Here is a 24,005-nt window from a genome sequence, read left to right on the forward strand (position 1 = left end):
ATTTGATCTATGTCAAATCGGGCGCTGAAAAAATATATACTGTAATCTGCATGTTTTGAGGGGTGCAAGACGATGCGAATTACAAAGAGGACGAATATTGCCGTCCGATTGCTGATGTACTGTGCGGCCAATGCCGACCGGTTGGTGACCAAATCAGAGATCGCAGAATCCTGCAATATATCAGAAAATCATTTGGCGCAGGTGATCAATCAGCTGAGCCAGCTTGGTTATCTGCACACCCAGCGGGGCCGCAACGGCGGTATGAGCCTGGGGCGGACCGCCACGGAGATCCGGATCGGAGATGTGTTTCGCCATATCGAGGGCGATCTGCCGATGGTGGAGTGTTTTGCTGACGCCGATAACACCTGCCCCTTGGTCGATGCCTGTCGGCTGCGGCTGGCCCTTTCGGATGCGGCGCAGGCTTTTTACGAATCCCTCGACAACGTCTCATTGGATTCTCTGATCTGCGACAATCCGGATCTGATGCGCTTGCTGCAACCAGCTACCTGCACCCGGTGATCGCAGTTGCCGCCCCGTTGTCGGGGCAGCTGATCAATCGCGGGCGCGCAGAATGCGGGCCGGACGGGCTGCCAGCGGACGCAAGGCGAAGGCAAGACCGGCCAGCAGTGTCGTCAGGATCCCGCCGCCGACCACGGCCAGCGCATTCGGCCAGATGATGCTGTAGCTGGTTTCAAACACATAGGAATTCACTGCCCAGGCTCCGGCGATACCTGCCGCCAGCGCCACCATGCCCGCGCCTGCGCCCAAAATGATGGAGCGCAGGGCAAAGCTTTGCAGGATCTGCGCGCGGGGCGCTCCCAGCGTTTTCAGCAAGGCTGCCTCGTACCGGCGGGCGGGTTCTCCGGCGGCTGCGGTGCCAAGCAGCACCAGGAACCCGGTCAGCAGGGTGGCCGCCGCCCCGTATGAAGTCGCTGCCGCCAGCTGGCGCAGGATGTCGGACACCCGGTCCACGGCGTCGCGCACCCGGATGGCGGTGATATTGGGCATTTCCTGTGCCAGATCCCGCAGGATCTGCGCCTCGGCCTGCTCCTCGGCATAGACGGTGGCGATATAGCTGTGCGGCGCAGCGGCCAGCGCGGATTCGTTCATGGCAATCACGAAACCCATCCCTGCGGTGGAAAAATCGACCGAACGGAAACTGGTGACCGTGGCGGTGATGTCGCGGCCCAGTACATTCACCGTCATGGTGTCGCCGATGGCAATGCCCAGCTCTCCGGCCTCTTCTTCGGCCAGGCTGATCTGTGGCGGGCCGCTGTAGTATTCGCCCCACCATTCCCCCGCAGTGACTTGGGTGTTTTCGGGCTTGGCGCCTGCGTAGGTGAGGCCACGGTCGCCGCGCACCACCCAGTGATCTCCAGCGACTTCGCTGGCGGGCTGACCGTTGATGCCAGTCACGACCCCGCGCAGCATCGGCGCGCTTTCGATACGGCTGACGGCGGGGTCACCTTCGACCCGATCCAGAAAGGCGGGCATCTGATCGCGCTGGATGTCGACGAAGAAATAGGAGGGCGCGACATCTGGCAGGGTGCCGGTGATGGCGCGGCGCATATTGCCGTCGATCTGCCCGATGGCGGCCAGAACCGTCAGGCCAAGACCCAGTGCCAGAACGGCTGGAACCGCGCCATCGCGGGAAGTGCCAATCGCCGCTAGCGCCCATCGCAGGGCCGGGCGTCCACGGGCAATGCGCGCGGCGCGCCGGGCCAGACCGCCAAGGATCAGCGCGGCCACCATCAGAACGGCCAGCGCCCCGCCCAGGCCGCCAGCGGTCCAGAGCGTCAGACGCACTGATCCGCTGAACAGGGCCGCCGCCGCCACCAGCAGAGCCAGTGCCAGAGCGGTTGCCAGCACATAGCGCGGCGCGGGCAGGCTGCTGCCACCGGCAAAGGCATCGCGGAACAGCGCCGCTGCGCGGATCCGCTCAGCCCGGGCCAGCGGCCAGAGCGCAAAGATGAAGGCGGTCAGCAGACCATAGAGGGCCGCCTCGGCCAGCGCGCCGGGGTAGACTGAGAAGATCGCGGGAAATGGCAGCTGCGCGGCGATCAGCGGCCCCACCAGAACCGGTCCAAGCCCGCCGATCGCCATGCCCATGGCAATGCCCAAGAGCGCCAGCACCCCGATTTGCAGGAAATAGGTGAGAAAGATCACCTGCCGCCCGGCGCCAAGGGTGCGCAGGGTGGCAATGGTTTCGGTCTTGCCCGCCAGAAAGGCACGCACGGCGGCCGAAACGCCGACACCGCCCACCGCGAGACCGGAGAGGCCGACCAGAACCAGGAACCCGCCCAGACGCTCCACAAAGGAAGTGATGCCCGGGGCGCCGTTGCGGGCATCGCGCCAGCGCATGCCGGAATTGGCAAACCGCTCCTCGGCGGCAGCTTGCAGCTGTTCAAGGTTTGCGCCGGGGGGCAGATCAAGCCGGTATTTTGAGGAATATAGCGTTCCCGGCTCTAGCAAGCCCGACTGCGCCAGCGCGTCAGTGGCAACAATGGTGCGCGGGCCAAGGGTGAAGCCGGATGCCGCCGCATCCGGCTCGTTTTCGATAATGGCCGCGAGGCGCAGATCCTGGGTACCAAGACGGAAGACATCCCCGGGCGCAAGGCCCAGACGATCCGCCAGAACCCGTTCCATCAGACCGCCGGGCACCCCGTTCGATCCCGCCAGCGCGTCTTCCAGCGGAATGTCGGGCGACAGGCGCAGGGTCCCCGTCAGCGGGTAAAGCCCATCGACCGCCTTCACCTGTGTCAGCGCGCGTTCCTCGCCCACTACTGCCATGGAGCGGAAGTCGGCAATTTCCGAACTGCGCTCGGCGATGGAGGCCATCCAGTCGCGCTCTTCCTCGTTGGCAAAGCGGTAGGTAAAGGACATCTCCGCATCGCCGCCCAGCATGGTGGCACCCTCGCGGGTTAGCCCGGCCTCGATCGAGGCGCGTATCGAACCGATGGCGGCGATCACCCCGACGCCCAGCGCAAGGCAGGCCAGGAAAATGCGAAAGCCCTTCAGCCCGCTGCGCAACTCACGCAGGGCAAAACGCCAGGCGAGGCGAAGATCTGGAAAACTCATTCCGCGGCCTCATGCGCGGCCCGATCATCCAGCAGATGCCCATCGCGCAGCCGCACGACCCGGTCGCAGCGGGCGGCGAGTTCCGGCGCATGGGTGACCATGATCAGCGTGGCGCCGTAACGGTCGCGCAGGCCAAATAGCAGATCCATCACGGCGGCGCCGTTGGCCTCGTCCAGATTGCCGGTGGGTTCATCCGCCAGCAGGATCGCCGGGCGCGGCGCCAGCGCGCGGGCCAGCGCCACCCGCTGTTGTTCACCGCCGGACAGCTGCGCCGGGTAGTGGCCTGAACGGTGGCCAAGACCGACAGCGTCGAGCTCCGCCTGGGCGCGTTCAAAGGCATCCGTAACCCCGGCCAGCTCAAGCGGGGTCGCCACGTTTTCCAGCGCTGTCATCGCTGGGATCAGGTGAAAGTTCTGAAAGACCACCCCCATCTGATCGCGGCGGAAATGGGCTAGCGCGTCTTCGTTCATCGCGGTCAGATCCTGCCCCAGTGCCGTAATGGTACCACCGGTGGCTTGTTCAAGCCCGCCCATCAGCATCAAGAGCGAGGATTTCCCCGATCCCGAGGCGCCGATCATGCCCAGTGTCTCGCCCTTGTGCACATCCAGGGTGATGTCCTGCAAAATACGGACGGGACCGGTATTGCCATTCAGGGTCAAAGACGCATCTTTGAGGTGAAGAACGGGGCGGTTTTGATCTGTCATAAAGGCGGCCTGTTGAATGTGTTCTTTCGGATATGGAGCGATTGTGACAATGCGCAAGGTATGGGTGATAATCGGATTTCTGATCAGTGTCTCTGCGGCCTGGGCCGAACCGGTGCGGATCACGGCGTTTGGCGACAGTCTGGTGCAGGGATATGGCCTGCCACAGGGGGATGGATTCGTGCCCCAGCTGGAACACTGGCTGCAGGAGCACGGCGCCGAGGTCGAGATCACCAACGCGGGCGTCTCGGGGGACACGAGCGCTGGCGGGGCGGCGCGGATCGACTGGACGCTGGCGGATGACCCCGACGCTCTGATCGTCCTTCTGGGCGGCAACGATCTGCTGCGCGGCCTGTCGGCCGAGGAAATGCGCGCCAATTTGAGCAAGATCCTGAGCGCCGCAGAACAGGCCGACACCGAGGTCCTGCTGGTCGGCATGCGGGCGCCCAATAACTATGGACCCGATTATCGAGCCGCGTTCAACGCTGTATACCCGGATCTGGCCAAGGAGTTCGGTGCCCTGCTGCACCCGGATGCCTTCGCCGGGATTTTTGAACGTGTCGGAGGGGATCCGGCCAAGGCGCAAGAATTCATGCAGGACGACGATATCCACCCAAATGCCGAAGGCGTTCGGGAAAATATCGAGGCGCTAGGTCCGGTCGCGCTGCAACTCGTGGCACGGGTTTCGGGCTGAGCCGCCCCTTAACACTGCGGCAAGAACGACCGAGACAGCAGCCCCCAAGCAGGGAGCTGCAGCATCGTAGCGCTGGTCCGGAGGAATTACCCGGAAGTCAGAGCAGTTGCAGATCCACGGCCGACTCGCGGCCATCACGGCCCGGTTGCAGCTCGTAGGATACTTTTTGGTTGTCTGCGAGGCCGGTCAGGCCCGAGCGTTCAACCGCTGAAATGTGAACAAATACGTCTTTGCCGCCCGCATCGGGGGCAATAAATCCATAGCCTTTGGTTGTGTTGAACCATTTGACGGTGCCTGTGGCCATCGTCTGTACTCCTAAAGTCTAGTCTCAGTCTAACCGCCGGTGCGGTCAGGCGGCCGCATCAGCAGATGGTCACGACCGTGCCTGTAAGGCGTACAGTAATGTCATTCGCGTAACGTCGCAGTAACAGCATTGGCCATCCTGCCCCCATCACGCAAGAAAAACGCGCGCCTTATCTTGGTGGGGATTTTTGCTGTGTGGCTAAAATGCGCCTGTTGCGATGCCCGCAGCGCCTAAAGAACGGTCACGACGGTGCCCAGCGGAACCCGTTCATAAAGGTCCACCACATGTTCGTTCAGCATGCGGATGCAACCGTTGGACACCGAATGCCCGATGGTGTCCGGCTGGTTGGTGCCATGGATGCGGAAATAGGTGTCGATGCCGTTCTGAAACAGGTAAAGAGCCCGCGCGCCCAATGGGTTATCGGGGCCGCCCGGCTGAATGTACTTGTTGCCTGCAAACCGGCTGTAGGTGCGCGGGCTGCGCTCGATCATTTCCTGAGTCGGCCGCCAGGTGGGCCATTCCTTCTTGGCCTCGATCACCGCGCTGCCGGTGAATTCCAGGCCCGCCCGGCCAACCCCGACCCCATAACGGATCGCCTTGCGGGGCTCTGTCACGAAATAGAGGTAATAGGACCGGGGCAGGACCAGAATTTGCCCGGGGGCGAATTCTTTCTTGATTCTCACGACCTGAGGAGTCGGATCGAAAGCACCCTCAGCAGCGGCAAAACCAGGAAGGGTCGCGGCGAGGGCGGAACTGGCGAGAAACAGGCGGCGTGAAATCATATCGGCCTCATTTACTATGGAACGTTACAGACCAATATTTTGATCTGGCGCTGAATATGCGTCAATGGGGGCGGGAAGCATGCAGTCAGAGGTGTGATCACAATGACCTGAGGCGGTGATTGACTGTGCATGTGCGCCTCTTGCTGGAGCCGGTTTCATTCCTATATGGAATTTTGAATGTTTCAGCAGAGGCGCAGCGCCCTCTGCGCCAGACCCCTTTTGAGGAGGATCCTGTCATGGGAGCCAAAACCCTGACCTGCCTGTCCTGCGCCCAGCTGAACCGGGTGCCCGAGGAGAAACTGACCGCAGGCGCCAAGTGCGGCACCTGCGGCGCGGCTCTGATCCCGGATGGGCCGCTGGATATCGACCCGGCCATTCTGCAAAAGGCAGCCAAGAATGATGACCTGCCGCTGGTGGTGGATTTCTGGGCGCCCTGGTGCGGCCCCTGCCGGATGATGGCGCCGGAGTTCTCCAAGGCGTCGAAGAAGCTGGCGGGCAAGGCGCGGCTGGTCAAGCTGAACACCCAAGACCACCAGTCCACCGGCGCGCGCTATCGTATACGCGGCATTCCGACCATGGTTGCCTTTGAGCGTGGTCGCGAGAGCAAGCGCCAGTCAGGCGCGCTGAGCGAAGGTCAGATCATTGGGTGGGTGAAAAGCCCGGCGTAGCAGAGGCCCGTTCGGGAACAGGTCGGGGCTGAGCGTGGCGTTCAGGCCTCGGCCGTCGCCTCGTCAGTCAGGTGCGGTGCATCAGAAAGATTGCGCAACAGCACCGCAATCGTCAGCATCAGCGCTGTTGCAATGCCGACGCCGGAGTAGACCAGAAGGCTGGTCCAGACGGAATGGCCCAGTACAACAAGGCTGAACAGCGCCGAGAAGAAACCGGTCAGCGTTCCCATCATGATGCCTGCTAGTGCCATGTCTTCTCCTGTTTCCGGATAGATCGACGAAAGGAAGATACCTCAGCCCGTGTCTTTCACTACAGACAATAGTCCTTAAGATTTTGTTTAAATCTGGATGGGTCTGCGGCGAAGCTGTGGAAAATCCACGGCAGGGAGTGGGGCGGTTGGGCATCTGGCCCTGCGTTTTGCTGGCTTTATAACTCTAACCGCGCCAGACTTTCCCCGCGGCAAGGCGCTTTCGCACCTCTCAAAGGCCAGACCCGGGACTGCCATATTGACAGGCCCGGCTAAGGTTTAACGCACAAACTTCTTGTGCTTCAGGCGCTTGGGTTCCAGCGCGTCGGCGCCAAGGCGGCGTTTCTTGTCTTCTTCGTAATCTTCGAAGTTGCCCTCGAACCACTCCACATGCGCATCGCCTTCAAAGGCCAGGATGTGGGTACAGATCCGGTCGAGGAAGAAACGGTCGTGCGAGATGACAACCGCGCAGCCCGCGAAATCCACCAGCGCGTCTTCGAGCGCGCGCAGGGTTTCCACGTCCAGATCGTTGGTCGGTTCGTCGAGCAGCAGCACGTTGCCGCCTTCTTTCAGCAGCCGGGCCATGTGCACGCGGTTGCGCTCACCACCGGATAGCAGGTTCAGCTTTTTCTGCTGATCGCCGCCCTTGAAGTTGAAGGAAGAGCAATAGGCGCGCGAGTTCACCTGTGCATCGCCCAGTTCAATGATCTCGGCGCCGCCGGAAATCGCTTCCCAGACGGTTTCATTGTCATTGAGATCATCGCGCGACTGGTCGACGTAGGAGAGTTTTACCGTATCGCCGAATTCGACGGTGCCATCGTCGGGCTGTTCCTGCCCGGTCAGCATGCGGAACAGGGTCGATTTACCGGCGCCGTTGGGGCCGATCACGCCGACGATGCCGCCCGGGGGCAGCGAGAAATCCAGCCCTTCGATCAGTTGCTTGTCGCCATAGTGTTTGGAAAGACCGTGGACCTCGATCACCTTGGAACCAAGGCGCGGACCATTGGGAATCACGATCTGGGCGCGGCCGACCTTTTCGCGTTCGGACTGGTTCGCCATCTCGTTATAGGCGGCGATACGGGCCTTGGATTTGGCCTGACGTGCCTTCTGACCCTGACGCATCCATTCCAATTCGCGCTCCAGCGTTTTCTGCTTGGACTTGTCTTCGCGGGCTTCCTGCTCCAGCCGTTTGGCCTTCTGCTCCAGCCAGCTGGAATAGTTGCCTTCCCAGGGCACACCGGCGCCGCGGTCCAGTTCCAGGATCCAGCTGGTGATGTCATCGAGGAAATAACGGTCGTGGGTGACGCAGAGGATTGTGCCTTTGTAATCAATGAGGTGCTGTTGCAGCCAGGCGATGGTTTCGGCATCGAGGTGGTTGGTCGGTTCGTCGAGCAGCAGCATGTCGGGCGCTTCGAGCAGCAGTTTGCACAGGGCGACCCGGCGTTTTTCACCGCCCGAGAGGGTTTTCACATCTGCGTCATCCGGCGGGCAGCGCAGCGCCTCCATCGACACGTCAATCTGGCTGTCCAGATCCCAAAGGTTCTGGGCGTCGATCTCGTCCTGCAGCTTGGCCATTTCCTCGGCGGTTTCGTCCGAGTAGTTCATGGCCAGCTCGTTGTAACGGTCGAGAATTGCTTTCTTTTCCGCAACGCCCAGCATGACGTTTTCACGCACCGACAGGCTTTCGTCCAGCTGCGGTTCCTGCGGCAGGTAGCCCACTTTGGCGCCTTCGGCGGCCCAGGCTTCACCGGTGAAATCCTTGTCGATCCCGGCCATGATGCGCAGCAGAGTCGATTTACCGGCGCCGTTGACGCCGACGACACCGATCTTCACGCCGGGCAGAAAGGACAGGTGGATGTTTTCAAAGCATTTCTTGCCACCGGGGTAGGTCTTGGAGACCCCCTGCATGTGGTAGACGTATTGATAGGCGGCCATGTGACTGCTCCATAATCGGGGAAATTCGCTGCCCGGTGTGATAGCGGATGGGCCGGGCAGGAGCAATCGCCTAGGCGGAGCGTCGCGAGGATGCAGGAACGGCGTATTTCAGGGGGTGCTAACCGTGCACCACTTGTGCACCATGCGTGCACCCCCTGTGCGCCAGTCGCTGGATTTGGGAACGGCGTCCGAACCGAGGGGAGGGCGAGAAGCAACCGCCCGCGTCGCCGTCCAAAAACGCTATTCGGTTCTTGGCCTACCCGTCACTGAGCCCGTAGGTTAAATCCGTCCGGGGTAAGGGGAAGACTGGCTATCACCGGATTTGTGCGACAAAGCCATCACAGGCCCAAAATTGCCCACACAGGATGAGCGTTTTTCAACCGCACATTTGTCCTTAGAAAATCGAACATCGCCAGCCCCTCTTAAATCTATTTTTTCTCATAAAAAGACGAAATAATCATCTGCAACATGGCAAGCGGCAAAAAAACATAAGTTGCCAAATCAACCGAGGTAAGGCCATCAGATACCCCGCGGTTATCCCCCAGAAAAATCTTGTCACCAATCATGACCAACTCGGCCAAAACAAGAACCAAAAAAATCGCCAATTCTTTTTCCAATAATCACTCACTTCTTTTCTCCGACATCTACCTGAAAACCTATTTGGAGAAATCGTAAGCAGGTAAGGCAACCGCCTCCAAAAAGCTGAAACCCGTTGGCATCCAGCGGTGTGTTGAAGGGGCAAAGTAAGCAAACATTCACTGCCAGTCTCCAACCATATTTGCGAGTATTATTTTCCTATGCACCAGTGTTTTCAATATTTTTGCGGGCACCATAGACAGTTCCCGCAACAGCCTGCAAGGGGCCCCCGACACGACAGAGTTGAGAGCAAAAACCCCAAGAGCACAAGCACCTCAGTGTCTGTTTCTCCCCATCTGTCCGCATGCATTCACGCCGCAGCTGTTGCTGAAGAACGCGGTCCGCTCTGTGACCGCGCGGCGGCAAGGGGTTCAGTCAATGCGTGCATCGAGCTTGGTTCGGGCCACTTGCGCAAGGAAATTGTCGTTGCTGTGTTGTGTGTAGTGCAGCCAATTGATTTCCCCGCAGAACTATGCGCATCAAGCGGTCGATGACCTGTGGATTTCCATATCTTCGCCCCAGCATGCGCGTGGGGCTGCTTGGCGGCTCCTTTGATCCGCCGCATCGGGGGCATGTTGAGATCAGCCTTGCGGCGCTGAGACGTTTTGATCTGGACCGGATGCTTTGGCTGGTCTCTCCGGGCAATCCGCTGAAATCCCGTGCCCCGGCCACGCTGGAACGGCGGGTCGCGGCGGCGCGGAAGATGATGCAGCATCCGCGGATCGAGATCAGCGATATCGAGGCACGCCTTGGCACGCGCTACACGGCGGAGACCCTGCGGCATCTGCGGGCGCGTTATCCCGGCGTGCGATTTGTTTGGCTGATGGGGGCGGACAACCTCACCCATTTTCACCGCTGGAAGGACTGGCGCGAGATCCTTGAGACGGTGCCGGTCGGGGTGCTGGCGCGCCCCGGCGACCGGATCTCGGCGCGGCTGTCTCCGGCTGCGAAGATCTATGGGCAATACCGGCTGAAAAGCAGCCAGAGCCACCTGCTGGCCGGGGCCGAGACTCCTGCCTGGTGTTTCCTCAATGTGCCCATGATTGATACCAGTTCGACGGAAATCCGCGCACGAGGGGACTGGTCAGCGACGTAGGCTGGCCGAGGCGATCCCGGCGCTGATCACTACCAGAAGCCCGGCCCATGTCAGAAGATCCGGCAATTGACCGAAGACGGCCCAGCCCAGCAGCACCGCCGCGATCAGCTGGAAATAGACGGTGGGCGCCAGACGCGAGGCCTCGCTCCGGCTATAGGCATAGAGCAAGAGTAGGTTCCCCAGCATGGAAAAGGTCGCGCTTCCGACGGTCAGGGCGGCGGTAGAGAGACTCGCCTCGGGCAGGTTGGACAGGCCAAGCGGCAACAGAAACAGCGCGCTGAGCAGGAGCTGCGTAAAGCTCAGCTCGACCGGTTTGCCGACATGGGCCAGCCAGCGCGACGCCGTCAGGAAACAGCCGTAGAAACAACCCGCCAGAACCGCATACATCAGATTGGCCGAGCCACCGAAACCGGGGCGGACCACCAGAAGCACACCGCAGAAGCCCGCGCCCATCAAGATTGCGCGCAGCGGCGTGGTACTTTCCCGCAAAAGGGTCACAGACAATACATAGCTGATCACCGGCCCGATGAAGAAGGCGGCAAAGACATCGGCGATCGCCTCGGTTTGCAGGGCCGTCTGGACCGACAGGATACCGCCGGTGATGAGGCTCGCGCGCAGCCAGATCCGCCAGTCCTTCAGCAGCCGCAGGCAGCCCCGGGGGGCAAAGGGCAGCACCAGCAGCGCACCGATGGCAAAACGCGACCAGGCCACGAACCCGGGTGTTGCCAGACCGCTGCTGGTCAATAACTTCCCGCAAAGATCCCCGGCGGGGATCATTGACATGGCGATGAACATGATAGTGACTGCTTGGAACATGGGGGCCAGCGGTAGCAGGCAGGGCACGGAGGCGAAACAGAAAAAGCCGCCCGGGTTTGTCGTTTGGCAGTTTTTATAAGACACTGACAGATATGATATCGCGACGAAAACTCCTTGGCGCCGGGATGGCGGCGCTAGCAGGATCTGCAAGCTGGGCCAATGCGCCGACGGTGTCCCTGCGCCCTGTAGCTCGGACACAAGAACGGACCGCTGCGGCGGTGGCGGATCTGGAGACGGTGCTTGCGCGCTCTGGCCTTCAGGGCAAGGTCGCCTGCGCGGTGGCGGATGTCAAAACCGGGGCGCGGCTTGAATCGCAAGCGGGCGCGGCCGGGCTGCCGCCGGCCAGCGTCGCAAAAACCCTGACGGCGCTTTATTCGCTGGATGTGCTGGGGGCTGAACACCGGTTTACCACCCAGGTTCTGGCCGCAGGCCAGATCCGCAGTGGCGTGCTGCATGGCGATCTTATCCTTGCTGGTGGCGGCGATCCGATGCTGAACACCGACCATCTGGCGCAGCTGGCGCGTAGCATGAAGGCCGCGGGCCTGCGTGAGGTGCGTGGCGATTTCAAAGTCTGGGATGGCGCCTTGCCACAGGTGCAGTCGATCGATCCGGAGCAGCCGGATCACGTGGGTTACAGCCCGGCGGTGTCTGGTATCGCGCTCAATTTCAACCGTGTTCATTTCGAATGGAAGCGCGGGTCCAAGGGCTGGTCCGTCAGCATGGATGCCCGCACCGAGAAATACCGCCCCGAAGTCGCCATGGCGCGCATGGCGGTGAAGAACCGCGCCCTGCCGGTCTATACCTATGTGGACCGGGGCGGCGCCGATACATGGACCGTGGCCAGTCAGGCGCTTGGCAATGGTGGTTCGCGCTGGTTGCCGGTGCGGCGTCCGGCGGAATATGCAGGGGATGTGTTCCGGACCCTGGCGCGGTCGCACGGTATTGCCCTGCGCAAGGCCAAGGTCACGCAGAGCCTGCCGCAGACGCAGGTTCTGGCCCAGCATCAGAGCCCGCCGCTGAGTGTGATGCTGAAGGCGATGCTGAAGTATTCCAACAATCTGATGGCTGAAATGATCGGCATGTCGGCGACAGCAGCAGCGGGCAAGCGTCCCGGATCGCTGCGGCAGTCCGCTGCCCAGATGAGCGATTGGGCAGCGCGTAAATACGGTATGAAAGACAGCCGGTTGGTGGATCATTCGGGCCTTGGCGATGCCTCGCGGATGACGCCGGATGATCTGGTCACGGTGCTGATCGCGGCCCATGGGGCAGGGCAGCTGAAGCCCCTGCTGAAACCGTTTCCGATGCGGGACCGCAAAGGGCGGGTCTTGAAATCTCATCCCATCAAAGTACTGGCCAAGACCGGGACCCTCAATTTCGTCTCGGGGCTGGGCGGTTTCATGATGGCTGCCGACGGTACCGAGCTGGCCTTTGCGATCTTTGCCGCCAACACCACGGCCCGGTCACGGATCAAACGCGCCGACCGGGAGCGCCCGCCAGGCGCGCGTGGATGGAACCGCAAGGCGAAAGCGCTGCAACAGATGCTGATCGAGCGCTGGGGCAGCGTTTACGGAAGTTGACACTGGGGCCTTCCCAAAAGGCCGATGGTGTCCCGCTTACAATGAAAAACGCGGCCCCTATTGGGCCGCGTTTTTTTATCCTTGAGGAGTTGGCGGGGATCAGAAGTCTTCCCAGCCTACCGCCACTTTCGCAGGCGGCTCGTCCGCAAAGAAATCGTCGTTCTCGCTGCCGGGTGCCGGGTGGGCCGAAGGCGCGGGCATCGTTGCGATGCTGGCCACGGGGCGACGACCGCCCCCGGTGTTGAAGACCGAGACATGCCGGGCCAGTTCGTTGGCATCGTTGCGCAGGATCTGGGCTGCGGCGGTTGCCTCTTCGACCATGGCGGCGTTGTGCTGGGTGACCTGATCCAGCTGGGTGACGCCGGTGTTGATCTCGGCCAGAGTTGTCGACTGTTCCCGCGCGCCGCCGGCGATCTCGGAGATATGGCCGGAGATGGTGCCGACGCGGTCGATGATCTTCTTCAGCTCGTCACCGGCCTTGCCGACAAGATCAACGCCCTTGTTCACATGCTGGGAACTTTCGGCGATGAGGCCCTTGATCTCCTGAGCAGCATCCGAGGAACGCTGCGCCAGGGCACGCACTTCCGAGGCAACGACGGCAAAGCCACGGCCTGCTTCGCCTGCACGGGCGGCTTCCACCCCGGCGTTCAGCGCCAGAAGGTTGGTCTGGAAGGAGATATCGTCAATGACCGAGATGATCTGCGAGATCTTTTCGGAAGAGGTTTCGATCTGGGACATCGCGTTGACCGCATCGGTCACCACCTTGCCGCTTTGCTCGGCGGTGGATTTCGCCTCGGTCACGATGGTTTCAACTTCCTTGGCGCCATCGGCAGCGGAGCGGACGCTGACGGTCAGCTCTTCCATGGCCGCTGCAGTCTCCTCCAGCGTGGCCGCCTGGCTTTCGGTGCGCTGCGACAGATCGCTGGACGACTGGCTGATTTCCTCGGAGTTTTCCCGGATGCGGGTCGAATTGTCGATCACCGCGTCGATGATGCCGACCATCTTTTCCACGGTGGCATTGTAGTTCTGGCGCAGGCTTTCGTATTCGGTGGCAAAGGGCGTGTCGATGGTCTTGCTCAGATCGCCTTCGGACATGTCCTGCAGCGCCACGTTCAGCGTCTCGACGACCTTTTTCTGCTCAGCCTGGGCCACCTTGCGCTGCTCCTCCACCTCACGGGCGGCGGCCAGTTGGGACTTCAAATGATCCAGCGTCTGGGCAATTCGGCCGATTTCGTCGCGGCGGTCCAGGTGGCTGACTTCGGTGTCGTAATCGCCGTCGGCAATCACGTCGATCGACTTGGTGACGCTGCTGAGCGGGCGCGACAGGATAGAGCGCAGCGCAAAGACCGAAAGTGTACACATGATCACAAAGGCTGCGATCGCGAAGACCATGGACATCATTTCGTCAAAGGCGGCTTCAGCAAAGGCCACCTCGGGCGACCAGAGCATTGCGACAGAGCCCACAATGACGGATCCATCGGCCCCGGCCGTCGCGGGAGCAGCAACATAGTAACCGTCCGCCGACATTTCCGTCTGACCAGACTGGGCCGAGGCATGGCCGAGCTCGCTCAGCTTTGCCAGGTCGGCTTCGCTGATTTCTCCACCGGTTGCAACGACCTTGCCATCCTTGTTTACGGCAACCCCTGCCAGGGCGCGGCCATCGGACAGTTCGATCAGTTTCTCGATATCAGCCGACAGCCGGTCCGAGTCCCCAAACCGGATGGCGCCGCCACTGCGGGCTGCCACGGTGATTGTGACCCCGCTGCCCAGCGTGCGGACGCCCTTTTCAACGGCGGCCTTGAAGGTCTTCTCGTTCTTGTAGGTCAGCGATCCGGCTACCACCAGAGTGGTTGCCGCGATCAACAGGCAGCATTTCATGAATACCGACATGCCTTTGAACAGGGATATCGAGGGAAGACGGACTTTCATTTGTGCACCTTTCGATCTTTTGCAGTGCGTGGAACGCGCTGGATTACATCAGCGATTCAGCGTCAACAGCCACCGTCATTGCTCCGATCGGAGCGCCGGTTGCGGGATCCACAATGGTAAGCGAGATTTGCGCCTGATAGCTTTGGGTAGATGCATCAAGCTCGACATCCCCGAAGTGCGCGGCATCCGGGCCGACGGGGTAGGTCTGCTGGAACTTGGCCTCGTCGCCTTGCCACATGTCAGAGGTCGCCGCCGAGGCAGCCACGTTCAGCCCATGGGCATCCATGACGAAAACTTCGGTGATCTGGCCACCCGATTTCACCACCTGCTCGCGCAGGAAGTCGGCGGCGGCATTCTCCAGCACAGGCGTGATCGTCGGTGTGGAGGCGGTCCCCACTTCGGCGCGCCAGGCTGTGTCCATGGCATCGATCTGAGCCTGCGAATAGCCGGAAGTCCGGGCGTTTTGCCCGTTGATGGCATCAATCAGAACCGGGGCGGTTGCCCAGTCACGGATGCTATTTTCCAGATACGCTTTCATGCTTGGCTCAAAGTCGTTGGCCCAGACGGGCGACAGAACAAGGGAAAACAGGGCGGAACAGGTAACTATACGCATTGGATACTCTTTGCTGTGATTTAGGTCGGGATGCAGACCATGATCGACGCTAGGTCCAAGGGTTTACGGATGAATTAACGGTGCAGTGAGGGTCCTGGGCGGCCTTTGGGCCAGGTTTTGAAGGGGATTTCTGCGTTGCAGCGACTGATCAGGGGCGTGCCTGCGAAATGCAGCAAGCCTCTGAATTACATTCAAAATCACGATTGTGTGACTGGGCGCAGTAAGGAAGGCACAGCCTTGAAACAGGGGGAAGGGGGGCGTGTGCAGGGGGGCATTGGAGATAACAAGCTTAAAATTGTAAGTGTTATCTCGCGGTTTTCATGGCGTTTTTGATGGTTGAATATTGACGGCACAGGGACGGCTTCCAGGCGATTCCATTCATGGCATCGCATTCTGCCTATGTCAGGCATCGCGAGCTTTCGAATATTGGAAAAGTCATTGTGATCTGGACCGAACCGTGCGGCATTGAAGTTGCACTCTGCAAGCCCCTAATGTCACCGCATGATTGAGCTCAAAGACCTACAGCTGCTGACGGCGCTGGCCCGACACCAGCATTTCGCCAAAGCTGCACAAGAATGCGGCATGTCGCAGCCTGCCTTCTCGATGCGGATTCGCAACCTGGAGGACAAGTTGGGCGTGTCCATCGTGCGGCGCGGCAACCGGTTTCAGGGTTTGACAGGCGAAGGCGAGCTGATCGTGGCGCGGGGCCGGTCGCTGCTGGATGACGCCCGGGCGCTGGAGCAGGAGATCGCGGCGGCCCGCGGGCAGGTTACTGGCACGCTGGATCTGGGTGTGGTGCCGACGGCCACCAGTTTTGCGGCGCGGTTGGTCAACCGGCTGCAACAGGCCCACCCGCGCATTCTAGCTCGAATCAACGTGATGTCTTCGGCGGCCATCCAGCAGCGTCTGTTCGAGGGAACGCTGGATGCGGGGCTCACGTATATGGACTCCATCGAACAAAATCTTGTGATCAGGCAGCCGCTTTACGACGAACGTTATGTGGTTCTGGCGCCGGTCCGCTTGGTGGCGCAGATCGCTCTGCAGGCGGGCGAGGGCGCCGGTGAAATCAGCTGGGCACAGGCTGCTGAACTGCCGCTGAGCCTCTTGGATCAATCGATGCAGAACCGGCGTATTCTGGATTGGATCTTTGCCGAGCAGGGGCTGCGGCCCGAGGTCCTGTCGGAATCCAGCGGCTTTATGTCCGCTATTATTATGGCGCGTGAGGGGCTTGTGGCTACCATCCTGCCGCAAGCGCTGGCAGATGCGCTGGGCCCGATCGAAGGAACCCGGGTGCTGCGGCTGGAGGCGCCGGAACAGGCGCGGCCGATCTGCATGGCCACGCTGGACCGCGAGCCCGAGCTGACCACGGTCCGGGCGCTGAGGGACGTGGTTGCCGCCTTTGAATAATAAGTCTTCGTTATCGTGCCTTATGAATATGCGATTTGACGATATTCACAGCTGATGAAATGCCAAAGCGCATGGCACCAGCGAAGTGGAGATCAACGTGGCACCGTTGGACAATAGCAAGGGCGTATGGAAATCCGGCAAGGGCAAGGGACGCAAAACCCCCAAGGGTCGTCAGCTTGACGATCAGGCCCACGAGGAAGTCTTGGCACTTCTGGGGGACCGCCCCCGCAATCGCGATCTTCTGATCGAATTCCTGCATCTCATCCAGGATGCGTATGGCTGTCTCAGTGCGGCGCATATCCGGGCGCTGGCCGAGGAAATGCGCACCGGTCAGGCCGAGATCTATGAGGTCGCCAGTTTCTACGCACATTTCGATGTGGTGAAGGAAGGCGAGACCCCTCCGCCTGCGCTGACCATCCGGGTTTGCGACAGCCTGTCCTGCGAACTGGCCGGTGCCCAGCAGCTGCAAAAAGCGCTGGAGGATGGGCTGGACCCGTCCGAGGTGCGTGTGCTGCGCGCGCCTTGCATGGGCCGTTGCGACACGGCGCCGGTGCTGGAGATCGGTCACAATCACATCGATCACGCCACCGCGGAAAAGGCGATTGCCGCCGTTCACGCCGGTGACATCCACCCGCAGATCCCCGATTACCAAACCTATGCCGAATATGTCGCCGATGGCGGCTATCGCATCCTTGCCGAGCTGCGCGAGGGCGGCGACTGGGAAGCGGTGCAGGACAAGGTGCTTGAGGCCGGTCTGCGCGGTCTTGGCGGCGCCGGTTTCCCCTCGGGCAAGAAATGGGGCTTTGTACGCGCCAATCCCGGTCCCCGCTATCTGGCCGTGAATGGCGATGAGGGAGAGCCCGGCACGTTCAAGGACCGTCACCATCTTGAGCGCGACCCGCATATGTTCCTTGAGGGCATGCTGATCGGCGCCTGGGCGGTCGAGGCCGAGAAAGCCTTTATCTATATGCGCGACGAATATCCGGCGGTGCTGGAAATCCTGCGCCGCGAGATCAAGGCGCTGGAAGATGCCGGTATTGTCGAGGAAGGCTATATCGATCTGCGCCGCGGGGCAGGGGCCTATATCTGCGGCGAAGAAAGCGCGATGATCGAAAGCATCGAAGGCAAGCGCGGTGAACCGCGCCACCGCCCGCCGTTTGTGGCGCAGGTGGGGATCTTTGGTCAGCCGACGCTCGTGCACAATGTCGAAACCCTCTACTGGGTGGCGCGCATCTGCCGCTTTGGCCCCGAAGTGCTGAATTTGGTTGAAAAGAACGGTCGCAAGGGGCTGCGCAACTACTCCGTCTCGGGCCGGGTCAAGAACCCCGGTGTTCATCTGCTGCCCGCAGGTTCCACCATCGCTGATATCATCGAGGCCGCGGGCGGTATGCTCGATGGCCACGCCTTCAAGGCCTATCAGCCGGGCGGTCCGTCCTCCGGTCTGTTGCCAGCGCACATGGACGATATCCCGCTCGATTTCGACACGCTGCAACCACATGGCACATTCATCGGCTCGGCTGCCGTGGTGGTCCTGTCCGATCAGGACAGCGCCCGCGAGGCCGCGCTCAACATGCTGCGGTTCTTTGAGGATGAAAGCTGTGGCCAGTGCACCCCCTGCCGGGCTGGCTGCGAGAAGGCGGTAAAACTGATGCAGGCCGACAAGTGGGATCAGGGCCTTTTGGAGGAGCTGAGCCAGACCATGGTCGATGCCTCTATCTGTGGTCTGGGCCAGGCCGCGCCGAACCCGATCCGCCTGACCATGAAACATTTCCCGGAGGAAATCTGAGCATGATCCTTCAGTTGATGTTCCGCCCGGCGGGTAACGCCGGGCAGCGCCCGACCCGCCCCCATGAGCGGGCGCTTCACGCCCACCCCGGGGCGGGCACTCCCCTATTCTCATCTTCGCAAGCCAAGGAGATCTGAGCCATGTCGAAGCAAATCACCTTTACCCTCGACGGCGAACAGGTCACCGCGGATGCGGGCATGACCATCTGGGAAGTCGCCAACGGTCGCGGTCTGAAAATCCCGCACCTGTGCCACAAGCCGCAGCCGGGCTACCGCCCCGACGGCAACTGTCGCGCCTGTATGGTGGAGATCGAAGGCGAGCGCACGCTCGCAGCTTCCTGTATCCGCGAACCCGCCGAGGGCATGGTTGTCACCACCAACAATGCGCGCGCCACAAACGCCCGCAAGATGGTGATGGAACTTCTGGTGGCCGACCAACCCAAGCAGGAAGAGGCGCACGATAAGTCCTCGCACCTGTGGGATATGGCCGAGCTGAACGGAGTTTCGGAGTCGCGTTTCCCCAAGCTGGAAGAGGGCCGCATTCCGCTGCTCGATGACAGCCATGTCGCGATGAGCGTGAACCTTGACGCCTGTATTTCCTGCGGCCTCTGCGTGCGTGCGTGCCGCGAAGTGCAGGTGAACGATGTCATCGGTATGGCCGGGCGCGGTCACGATGCCTATCCGACCTTTGATATCGCCGACCCGATGGGCGCGTCCTCCTGCGTGGCCTGCGGCGAATGCGTTCAGGCCTGCCCGACCGGCGCGCTGATGCCCGCCTCTATGGTGGACGAGGCGCAGGTAGGTGACAGCAAGGATTACGATTCCGAGACCGAGAGCGTCTGCCCCTTCTGCGGCGTCGGCTGCAAGGTCAGCCTCAAGGTGAAGGACGGCAAGGTCAAATACGTCGAGGGCATCAATGGCCCGGCGAACGAAGGCCGTCTCTGCGTCAAGGGCCGCTTTGGCTACGACTACATCCACCACCCGCACCGCCTGACCAAGCCGCTGATCCGTCGCGACGACGCGCCGGCCAAGGGGCTGAACGTCGATCCGGGCAACCTCTCCACCCATTTCCGCGAAGCGACCTGGGAAGAGGCGCTGGATCTCGCGGCCAAGGGGTTGATCAAGCTGCGCAACGAGGATCCGCGCAACGTTGCGGGCTTTGGCTCGGCAAAATGCACCAACGAAGAAGCCTATCTCTTCCAGAAGTTCATTCGCCAGGGTTTCAAGCACAACAACGTCGACCACTGCACCCGTCTGTGCCACGCTTCCTCGGTGGCGGCGCTGATCGAAAACGTCGGCTCCGGTGCGGTGACCGCCAGCTTCAACGAGATCGAAAACGCCGATGTGGCGATCATCATCGGTGCCAACCCGATCGAGAACCACCCGGTGGCGGCGACGTATTTCAAGCAGTTCACCAAACGCGGTGGCAAGCTGATCGTGATGGATCCGCGCGGCGTCGGCATGCGCCGCTACGCGACTGAAATGCTGCAGTTCCGTCCCGGGGCGGATGTGTCGATGCTGAACGCGATCATGAACGTGATCGTCGAGGAGGAGCTCTACGACAGCCAGTACATCCACCGCTGGACCGACAACTGGGCCGCCGAGAAAGAGCATCTGCGCCAGTTCACCCCTGAGAAGATGAGCGAAATCTGCGGCATCCCGCCGGAGCAGCTGCGCCGCGTGGCCCGGATGTTCGCTGGCGCGCAATCTGCGCTGATCTTCTGGGGCATGGGCGTCAGCCAGCATATCCACGGCACCGACAATTCGCGCTGCCTGATCAGTCTGGCGCTGATGACCGGCAACGTCGGGCGTCCCGGCACCGGCCTGCACCCGCTGCGCGGTCAGAACAATGTGCAAGGTGCATCCGATGCCGGCCTGATCCCGATGTTCCTGCCGGATTACCAGACGGTGACCAGCGACGAAGTGCGCAGCTCCTTTACCGATGTCTGGGGTGGCGGCGACTTCTCGAACGAGAAGGGCCTGACGGTAACCGAGATCGTCGATCAGGTCTATGCGGGCAATATCAAGGGCATGTACATCCAGGGTGAGAACCCGGCGATGTCCGACCCCGACGCGGATCACGCGCGGGAGGCCTTTGCTAAGCTGGAACTGATGATCGTGCAGGATATCTTCCTGACCGAGACGGCGAACTTTGCCGATATCATCCTGCCCGCTTCGGCTCTTTACGAGAAGAACGGCACCGTCTCGAACACCAACCGGCAGGTGCAGCGGGTCCGCCCGGCTGTCACCCCTCCGGGTGAGGCGCGCGAGGATTGGTCGATCACCGTCGATCTGGCGCAGCGGATCGGTCTGCCCTGGACCTATACCGATGTGTCCGAGGTCTTTGCCGAGATGAAGCTCAACATGAAATCGCTCAACAACATCACCTGGGAGCGGCTGGAGAACGAGACCGTGGCCTACCCGTCGCTGTCGCCCGAGGATCCGGGCCAGTCGGTGGTGTTCGGCGATGGCTTCCCGCGCGAAGGTGGCAAGGCGATGTTCACGCCGGCGGCAGTGATCGCGCCGGATGAGGCGCCTGATGATGAGTATCCGATGATCATGACCACCGGCCGCCAGCTAGAGCATTGGCACACCGGAGCGATGACCCGCCGGTCGCTGGTGCTGGATGCGGTAGAGCCGGAAGCGAACTGCTCGCTGCATCCGAAGACCCTGCGCAAACTGGGTGTCGAGCCCGGCGGCATGGTGCGTCTCTCCACCCGGCGCGGTTCGATCAAGATCATGGCGCGCGCCGACCGGGCCGTGTCCGAAGATATGGTCTTTGTGCCCTTCGCCTATGTCGAGGCGGCAGCCAACGTGCTGACCAACTCGGCGCTGGACCCCTACGGCATGATCCCCGAGTTCAAATTCTCGGCGGTTCGGGTCGAAAAGGCGGAAGAGCAGATCGCGGCGGAGTAATCCAGCCAGATGAGACTGTTACCGGGCGCAATGTCATCCACATTGCGCCCGGTTTTATTTGTATGGGTCAGCCCAACAGGGTGATCGCCCCGTTGCCCGCGGCCTGACGCAGGCCGTGCACTTCTTTCAACTCTTCATCGTTGATCCAGCCGAGCGCAGCCTCGGTGCTGTCGAATTCCAGAATCACGCCGACCCCGGTTTCGTCACGGGAGCCTTCAATCACCCGCTGCTGCGGGGAGGAGGTCACGACCCGCCCCCCGTGTTTTGCAAGCGCGGCGCCTGCTTTTTCGCGATAGGCGGCAAAGCTGTCCGGGTTGGTGATGGGCAGATTGACATAGGCATAGACCATGATGCGTTTCCTTCTGTGGAGTGGTCGAGTTTGCGACCCGTGTTTCAACCCGTGCTGAATGCCCGGCGGCGCGGTGTAGAAAAACGCGTGAATTTCGACATCAGACATGCAAAAACGCACGCATGAAGATCACATGGGATGATATGCAGACCGTTCTTGCGCTGGTGCGCGGCGGTAATCTGGCCGCTGCGGGCGCGCAACTGGGGCTGACCTATACCACCGTGGCGCGCCGCATCCGCCGCGCCGAGGAGGCGCTGGGTCGTCCGTTGTTCGAACGCCGCCCCGAGGGCTATCACCCGACCGATGAGGCGCATGAGATCGCTGCGGCCGCCGCCCGAATGGAGGCCGAGGAGCAGGCGGCGATGCGGCGCCTGTCGGGCCGGGCGCAGGATCTGAGCGGCCCTTTGAGCCTCACCGCGCCGCCCTTGCTGATCCAGACCTTTCTGGCGCCGCTGTTGGCAGAGTTCACGGCAGAACACCAACAGTTGGAGCTGACCGTCAGGGCGGCCAATGGCGTTCTGGATCTCGCCCGGCGTGAGGCTGATCTGGCGCTCAGGATCAGTCGCCACCCGCAAGAGACGCTGGTGGGGCGCAAGCTTGCCGAACAGCAGAGCGGGTTTTTCGCGCTGCCCGAGATCGCCGAAGCGGCGGCGCGCGATCCGCAGGCACCGCTGGAATGGGTGCTTTATGCGGGGCACGATGCGCCGCCCGCCGCCGCCAGCAAGATCCATCCCGATATACGGGTGCGGGCACGGCTTGATGATATGCCCAGCATGATTGCCGCGGCGCTGGCGGGGATGGGTGCCCTGCGCATGCCCGTCTTCCTTGGGCGCGCCTTTCCGCAGTTGGTGCCGCTGCCGCATCTGCCGGTACAACCCTACGCGCCGATCTGGTTGCTGAGCCACCGGGACCTGCAGGGATCGGCCAAGGTCACGGCGCTCAAGGGCATTCTGGAACCTTGGTTTCGCGACAACAGAACCCTGTTCTCATGCCTGCCCTGAGGCGCTAGCATCGCGGCAGATTTCAAAAAGGATTTCCCATGCCGCGCCGATTTGTCGATCTTTCTGTTGCTCTAGAAACAGGTATCCAGTCCGACCCAGAGATCATGCTGCCGCAGATCGAATACCTTTCTCACGATCAGACCGCTGAACAGGTGATGAGCTTTTTCCCGGGGCTGAAACGGGAGGACCTTCCCGGCGGTGAGGGCTGGGCGATCGAACGGCTGCAGATCGCCACCCACAACGGCACCCATCTGGATGCGCCCTATCACCATCATTCCACCATGAATGGCGGGGAGCGGGCGATCACCATCGACGAGGTGCCGCTGGAATGGTGCATGGCGCCGGGGGTAAAACTGGATTTCCGCCATTTCGACGATGGCTATGTGGTTACAGCCGCGGATGTGGAGGCCGAGCTGGACCGGATCGGCCACGAATTGCAGCCGCTTGATATCGTGGTGGTCAATACCTCGGCCGGGGCGCGTTATGGGCATCCCGATTACCTGGTGCGGGGCTGCGGCATCGGGCGGGGGGCGACACTGTACCTGACCGAGCGGGGTGTGCGTGTCACCGGCACGGATGCCTGGAGCTGGGATGCGCCCTTTCCGCTGACGGCGCAGGAATACGCAAAATCGGGCGACCCGTCGATCATCTGGGAAGGGCACCGCGCCTCGATGGAGGTGGGCTATTGCCATATGGAGAAGCTGACCAACCTTGACCAGCTGCCGCCGACAGGGTTCGAGATTTCCTGCTTTCCCTTCAAGATCAAGGGTGCCTCTGCCGGGTTCATTCGGGCGGTGGCGATCTTCAACGACTAAGGAACAGCGCGCTGTTCAGCGATGGCGCGCCATGAAGCGGTCGATGTCCTTTTGCGCGGGCTTCTGGCCGGTGAAGACCTCCATATAGCCCGGCATCCGCGCCAGACGCTGGGCCGCGTCCTCGTGCACCTGCATCGAGATATAGCCGATCTGAGTGTAGATCATGGTGAGTGCGCGGATCTCGGCGTCCTCGGGATCATACCCGTACCGGATCAGCATATCGGTCATCGCCCTCTTGCGGCGAGCATCGGCCAGATCCAGCCGGGCCTGTAGCGACGGGTCGCTGCGCGCCCAGTTGCGGATCGCCAGATCCAGCCGGGAATCGAACAGATCCGGGTCTAGCCAGCAATCAAACAGGTTGAACACCGCCTCGAACAGATTCTCCGCATAGGCTTCGGTGCGAGCCACCAGATTGCCGGTGTTCTTGTCCTCCCAGTGGCGGATCATTGCCTCCAGAAGCGCCTCGCGATCCTTGAAATACCAGTAGAAACTGGTGCGCGAGACCCCCAGTTTTTTCGCCAGCGGCATGATCTTCACCGCGCCGACGCCATGGGCGGTCAGCTCTTCATAGGCGGCCATCAGCCAGGCATCCGCGCTGCTGGTCTGCTGGGAGAGTTCTGCAAGGGTCTGAGAAGCGTTCATGGCATTTTGCATA

General features: G+C 61.5%; 23 protein-coding genes. 11 read left to right on the plus strand and 12 right to left on the minus strand.

Annotated features, from left to right (window positions below; translation table 11 throughout):
• The first annotated feature begins 72 nt into the window (after nt 1-72).
• Nucleotides 73-519, plus strand: a complete 447-nt coding sequence (locus AAFO90_RS02915; RefSeq protein WP_065272774.1) for an Rrf2 family transcriptional regulator — start codon at nt 73-75, stop codon at nt 517-519.
• Nucleotides 520-552: 33 nt separating this feature from the next.
• Here AAFO90_RS02915 and AAFO90_RS02920 read toward each other — a convergent pair whose 3' ends face one another.
• Together AAFO90_RS02920 and AAFO90_RS02925 are read right to left on the minus strand one after the other, a co-directional pair.
• Nucleotides 553-3,078 carry an FtsX-like permease family protein gene (locus AAFO90_RS02920; protein ID WP_347508446.1) on the minus strand — a complete coding sequence of 842 codons (2,526 nt, stop codon included), beginning with the start codon at nt 3,076-3,078 and terminating at the stop codon, nt 553-555.
• Nucleotides 3,075-3,782 (minus strand): ABC transporter ATP-binding protein, encoded by a 708-nt coding sequence (locus AAFO90_RS02925; protein ID WP_347508447.1) that lies wholly within the window; start codon nt 3,780-3,782, stop codon nt 3,075-3,077. Before AAFO90_RS02925 ends, AAFO90_RS02920 begins: the two co-directional genes overlap by 4 nt.
• A gap of 49 nt (nt 3,783-3,831) precedes the next feature.
• Between AAFO90_RS02925 and AAFO90_RS02930 the strand changes: the two genes are divergently transcribed.
• Nucleotides 3,832-4,473, plus strand: a complete 642-nt coding sequence (locus tag AAFO90_RS02930) for an arylesterase (RefSeq protein WP_065273744.1) — start codon at nt 3,832-3,834, stop codon at nt 4,471-4,473.
• Between the two features lie 97 nt (nt 4,474-4,570).
• On the opposite strand, the gene AAFO90_RS02935 is transcribed toward AAFO90_RS02930, so the two are convergent.
• Nucleotides 4,571-4,777 carry a cold-shock protein gene (locus AAFO90_RS02935; protein ID WP_065272777.1) on the minus strand — a complete coding sequence of 69 codons (207 nt, stop codon included), beginning with the start codon at nt 4,775-4,777 and terminating at the stop codon, nt 4,571-4,573.
• Nucleotides 4,778-5,007: 230 nt separating this feature from the next.
• The gene (locus AAFO90_RS02940) at nt 5,008-5,559 is read right to left on the minus strand and encodes a L,D-transpeptidase (RefSeq protein ID WP_065272778.1); all 552 of its coding nucleotides are present in this window, start codon (nt 5,557-5,559) and stop codon (nt 5,008-5,010) included.
• Between the two features lie 236 nt (nt 5,560-5,795).
• Here AAFO90_RS02940 and trxC point away from each other — a divergent pair, with 236 nt between their 5' ends.
• Complete coding sequence (gene trxC / locus AAFO90_RS02945; protein WP_347508448.1) at nt 5,796-6,227, plus strand: thioredoxin TrxC; 432 nt, start codon at nt 5,796-5,798, stop codon at nt 6,225-6,227.
• A 41-nt stretch (nt 6,228-6,268) separates the two neighbouring features.
• Here the strand turns inward: trxC and AAFO90_RS02950 are convergent, their stop codons facing one another.
• From AAFO90_RS02950 to AAFO90_RS02960, 3 genes are all read right to left on the minus strand, one after another.
• Nucleotides 6,269-6,478, minus strand: a complete 210-nt coding sequence (locus AAFO90_RS02950; protein ID WP_347508449.1) for a hypothetical protein — start codon at nt 6,476-6,478, stop codon at nt 6,269-6,271.
• 276 nt (nt 6,479-6,754) lie between these two features.
• Complete coding sequence (gene ettA / locus AAFO90_RS02955; RefSeq protein WP_274827814.1) at nt 6,755-8,410, minus strand: energy-dependent translational throttle protein EttA; 1,656 nt, start codon at nt 8,408-8,410, stop codon at nt 6,755-6,757.
• A gap of 428 nt (nt 8,411-8,838) precedes the next feature.
• The gene (locus AAFO90_RS02960; protein WP_347508450.1) at nt 8,839-9,027 is read right to left on the minus strand and encodes a hypothetical protein; all 189 of its coding nucleotides are present in this window, start codon (nt 9,025-9,027) and stop codon (nt 8,839-8,841) included.
• 491 nt (nt 9,028-9,518) lie between these two features.
• Between AAFO90_RS02960 and AAFO90_RS02965 the strand changes: the two genes are divergently transcribed.
• Nucleotides 9,519-10,142, plus strand: a complete 624-nt coding sequence (locus tag AAFO90_RS02965) for a nicotinate-nucleotide adenylyltransferase (protein ID WP_347508451.1) — start codon at nt 9,519-9,521, stop codon at nt 10,140-10,142.
• On the opposite strand, the gene AAFO90_RS02970 is transcribed toward AAFO90_RS02965, so the two are convergent.
• A complete protein-coding gene (locus tag AAFO90_RS02970; protein ID WP_347508452.1) occupies nt 10,131-10,937 on the minus strand; it encodes a DMT family transporter in 807 nt (268 codons plus the stop codon). The genes AAFO90_RS02965 and AAFO90_RS02970 overlap by 12 nt on opposite strands.
• A 113-nt stretch (nt 10,938-11,050) precedes the next feature.
• Between AAFO90_RS02970 and dacB the strand changes: the two genes are divergently transcribed.
• On the plus strand, nt 11,051-12,535 hold the full coding sequence (gene dacB / locus AAFO90_RS02975) for a D-alanyl-D-alanine carboxypeptidase/D-alanyl-D-alanine-endopeptidase (RefSeq protein ID WP_347508453.1): 1,485 nt from the start codon (nt 11,051-11,053) through the stop codon (nt 12,533-12,535).
• A gap of 99 nt (nt 12,536-12,634) precedes the next feature.
• Here dacB and AAFO90_RS02980 read toward each other — a convergent pair whose 3' ends face one another.
• Nucleotides 12,635-14,464 carry a methyl-accepting chemotaxis protein gene (locus tag AAFO90_RS02980; RefSeq protein ID WP_065272784.1) on the minus strand — a complete coding sequence of 610 codons (1,830 nt, stop codon included), beginning with the start codon at nt 14,462-14,464 and terminating at the stop codon, nt 12,635-12,637.
• Between the two features lie 43 nt (nt 14,465-14,507).
• A complete protein-coding gene (locus AAFO90_RS02985) occupies nt 14,508-15,077 on the minus strand; it encodes a hypothetical protein (RefSeq protein WP_065272785.1) in 570 nt (189 codons plus the stop codon).
• A 501-nt stretch (nt 15,078-15,578) separates the two neighbouring features.
• Here AAFO90_RS02985 and AAFO90_RS02990 point away from each other — a divergent pair.
• The 4 genes from AAFO90_RS02990 (at nt 15,579) to fdhF (ending at nt 21,185) form a co-directional block, all read left to right on the plus strand.
• Nucleotides 15,579-16,484 (plus strand): LysR family transcriptional regulator, encoded by a 906-nt coding sequence (locus AAFO90_RS02990; protein WP_347508454.1) that lies wholly within the window; start codon nt 15,579-15,581, stop codon nt 16,482-16,484.
• A gap of 97 nt (nt 16,485-16,581) precedes the next feature.
• Complete coding sequence (locus AAFO90_RS02995; RefSeq protein WP_347508455.1) at nt 16,582-18,270, plus strand: NAD(P)H-dependent oxidoreductase subunit E; 1,689 nt, start codon at nt 16,582-16,584, stop codon at nt 18,268-18,270.
• Nucleotides 18,271-18,272: 2 nt separating this feature from the next.
• Nucleotides 18,273-18,407 (plus strand): hypothetical protein, encoded by a 135-nt coding sequence (locus tag AAFO90_RS03000; RefSeq protein ID WP_347508456.1) that lies wholly within the window; start codon nt 18,273-18,275, stop codon nt 18,405-18,407.
• A gap of 3 nt (nt 18,408-18,410) precedes the next feature.
• Complete coding sequence (fdhF, locus tag AAFO90_RS03005; RefSeq protein WP_347508457.1) at nt 18,411-21,185, plus strand: formate dehydrogenase subunit alpha; 2,775 nt, start codon at nt 18,411-18,413, stop codon at nt 21,183-21,185.
• Between the two features lie 67 nt (nt 21,186-21,252).
• Here the strand turns inward: fdhF and AAFO90_RS03010 are convergent, their stop codons facing one another.
• Nucleotides 21,253-21,534 (minus strand): DUF1330 domain-containing protein, encoded by a 282-nt coding sequence (locus AAFO90_RS03010; RefSeq protein ID WP_347508458.1) that lies wholly within the window; start codon nt 21,532-21,534, stop codon nt 21,253-21,255.
• Nucleotides 21,535-21,656: 122 nt separating this feature from the next.
• On the opposite strand from AAFO90_RS03010, the gene AAFO90_RS03015 reads away from it, so the two are divergent.
• Both AAFO90_RS03015 and AAFO90_RS03020 read left to right on the plus strand, forming a co-directional pair.
• Nucleotides 21,657-22,535 carry a LysR family transcriptional regulator gene (locus tag AAFO90_RS03015; RefSeq protein ID WP_347508459.1) on the plus strand — a complete coding sequence of 293 codons (879 nt, stop codon included), beginning with the start codon at nt 21,657-21,659 and terminating at the stop codon, nt 22,533-22,535.
• A gap of 38 nt (nt 22,536-22,573) precedes the next feature.
• Nucleotides 22,574-23,350 (plus strand): cyclase family protein, encoded by a 777-nt coding sequence (locus AAFO90_RS03020; RefSeq protein WP_347508460.1) that lies wholly within the window; start codon nt 22,574-22,576, stop codon nt 23,348-23,350.
• 15 nt (nt 23,351-23,365) lie between these two features.
• Here the strand turns inward: AAFO90_RS03020 and AAFO90_RS03025 are convergent, their stop codons facing one another.
• The gene (locus AAFO90_RS03025) at nt 23,366-23,992 is read right to left on the minus strand and encodes a TetR/AcrR family transcriptional regulator (RefSeq protein WP_274836353.1); all 627 of its coding nucleotides are present in this window, start codon (nt 23,990-23,992) and stop codon (nt 23,366-23,368) included.
• Between the last annotated feature and the right edge of the window lie 13 nt (nt 23,993-24,005).

The organism is Phaeobacter sp. CAU 1743, from assembly GCF_039839315.1.
Classification (GTDB): domain Bacteria; phylum Pseudomonadota; class Alphaproteobacteria; order Rhodobacterales; family Rhodobacteraceae; genus Phycobacter; species Phycobacter gallaeciensis_A.

Coding starts and splice junctions, on each gene's coding strand:
- AAFO90_RS02915 (WP_065272774.1), top strand. CDS start 73: ATGCGAATTACAAAGAGGACGAATATTGCCGTCCGATTGCTGATGTAC.
- AAFO90_RS02920 (WP_347508446.1), bottom strand. CDS start 3,078: ATGAGTTTTCCAGATCTTCGCCTCGCCTGGCGTTTTGCCCTGCGTGAG.
- AAFO90_RS02925 (WP_347508447.1), bottom strand. CDS start 3,782: ATGACAGATCAAAACCGCCCCGTTCTTCACCTCAAAGATGCGTCTTTG.
- AAFO90_RS02930 (WP_065273744.1), top strand. CDS start 3,832: ATGCGCAAGGTATGGGTGATAATCGGATTTCTGATCAGTGTCTCTGCG.
- AAFO90_RS02935 (WP_065272777.1), bottom strand. CDS start 4,777: ATGGCCACAGGCACCGTCAAATGGTTCAACACAACCAAAGGCTATGGA.
- AAFO90_RS02940 (WP_065272778.1), bottom strand. CDS start 5,559: ATGATTTCACGCCGCCTGTTTCTCGCCAGTTCCGCCCTCGCCGCGACC.
- trxC (WP_347508448.1), top strand. CDS start 5,796: ATGGGAGCCAAAACCCTGACCTGCCTGTCCTGCGCCCAGCTGAACCGG.
- AAFO90_RS02950 (WP_347508449.1), bottom strand. CDS start 6,478: ATGGCACTAGCAGGCATCATGATGGGAACGCTGACCGGTTTCTTCTCG.
- ettA (WP_274827814.1), bottom strand. CDS start 8,410: ATGGCCGCCTATCAATACGTCTACCACATGCAGGGGGTCTCCAAGACC.
- AAFO90_RS02965 (WP_347508451.1), top strand. CDS start 9,519: ATGCGCATCAAGCGGTCGATGACCTGTGGATTTCCATATCTTCGCCCC.
- AAFO90_RS02970 (WP_347508452.1), bottom strand. CDS start 10,937: ATGTTCATCGCCATGTCAATGATCCCCGCCGGGGATCTTTGCGGGAAG.
- dacB (WP_347508453.1), top strand. CDS start 11,051: ATGATATCGCGACGAAAACTCCTTGGCGCCGGGATGGCGGCGCTAGCA.
- AAFO90_RS02980 (WP_065272784.1), bottom strand. CDS start 14,464: ATGAAAGTCCGTCTTCCCTCGATATCCCTGTTCAAAGGCATGTCGGTA.
- AAFO90_RS02985 (WP_065272785.1), bottom strand. CDS start 15,077: ATGCGTATAGTTACCTGTTCCGCCCTGTTTTCCCTTGTTCTGTCGCCC.
- AAFO90_RS02990 (WP_347508454.1), top strand. CDS start 15,579: ATGATTGAGCTCAAAGACCTACAGCTGCTGACGGCGCTGGCCCGACAC.
- AAFO90_RS03000 (WP_347508456.1), top strand. CDS start 18,273: ATGATCCTTCAGTTGATGTTCCGCCCGGCGGGTAACGCCGGGCAGCGC.
- fdhF (WP_347508457.1), top strand. CDS start 18,411: ATGTCGAAGCAAATCACCTTTACCCTCGACGGCGAACAGGTCACCGCG.
- AAFO90_RS03010 (WP_347508458.1), bottom strand. CDS start 21,534: ATGGTCTATGCCTATGTCAATCTGCCCATCACCAACCCGGACAGCTTT.
- AAFO90_RS03015 (WP_347508459.1), top strand. CDS start 21,657: ATGAAGATCACATGGGATGATATGCAGACCGTTCTTGCGCTGGTGCGC.
- AAFO90_RS03020 (WP_347508460.1), top strand. CDS start 22,574: ATGCCGCGCCGATTTGTCGATCTTTCTGTTGCTCTAGAAACAGGTATC.
- AAFO90_RS03025 (WP_274836353.1), bottom strand. CDS start 23,992: ATGAACGCTTCTCAGACCCTTGCAGAACTCTCCCAGCAGACCAGCAGC.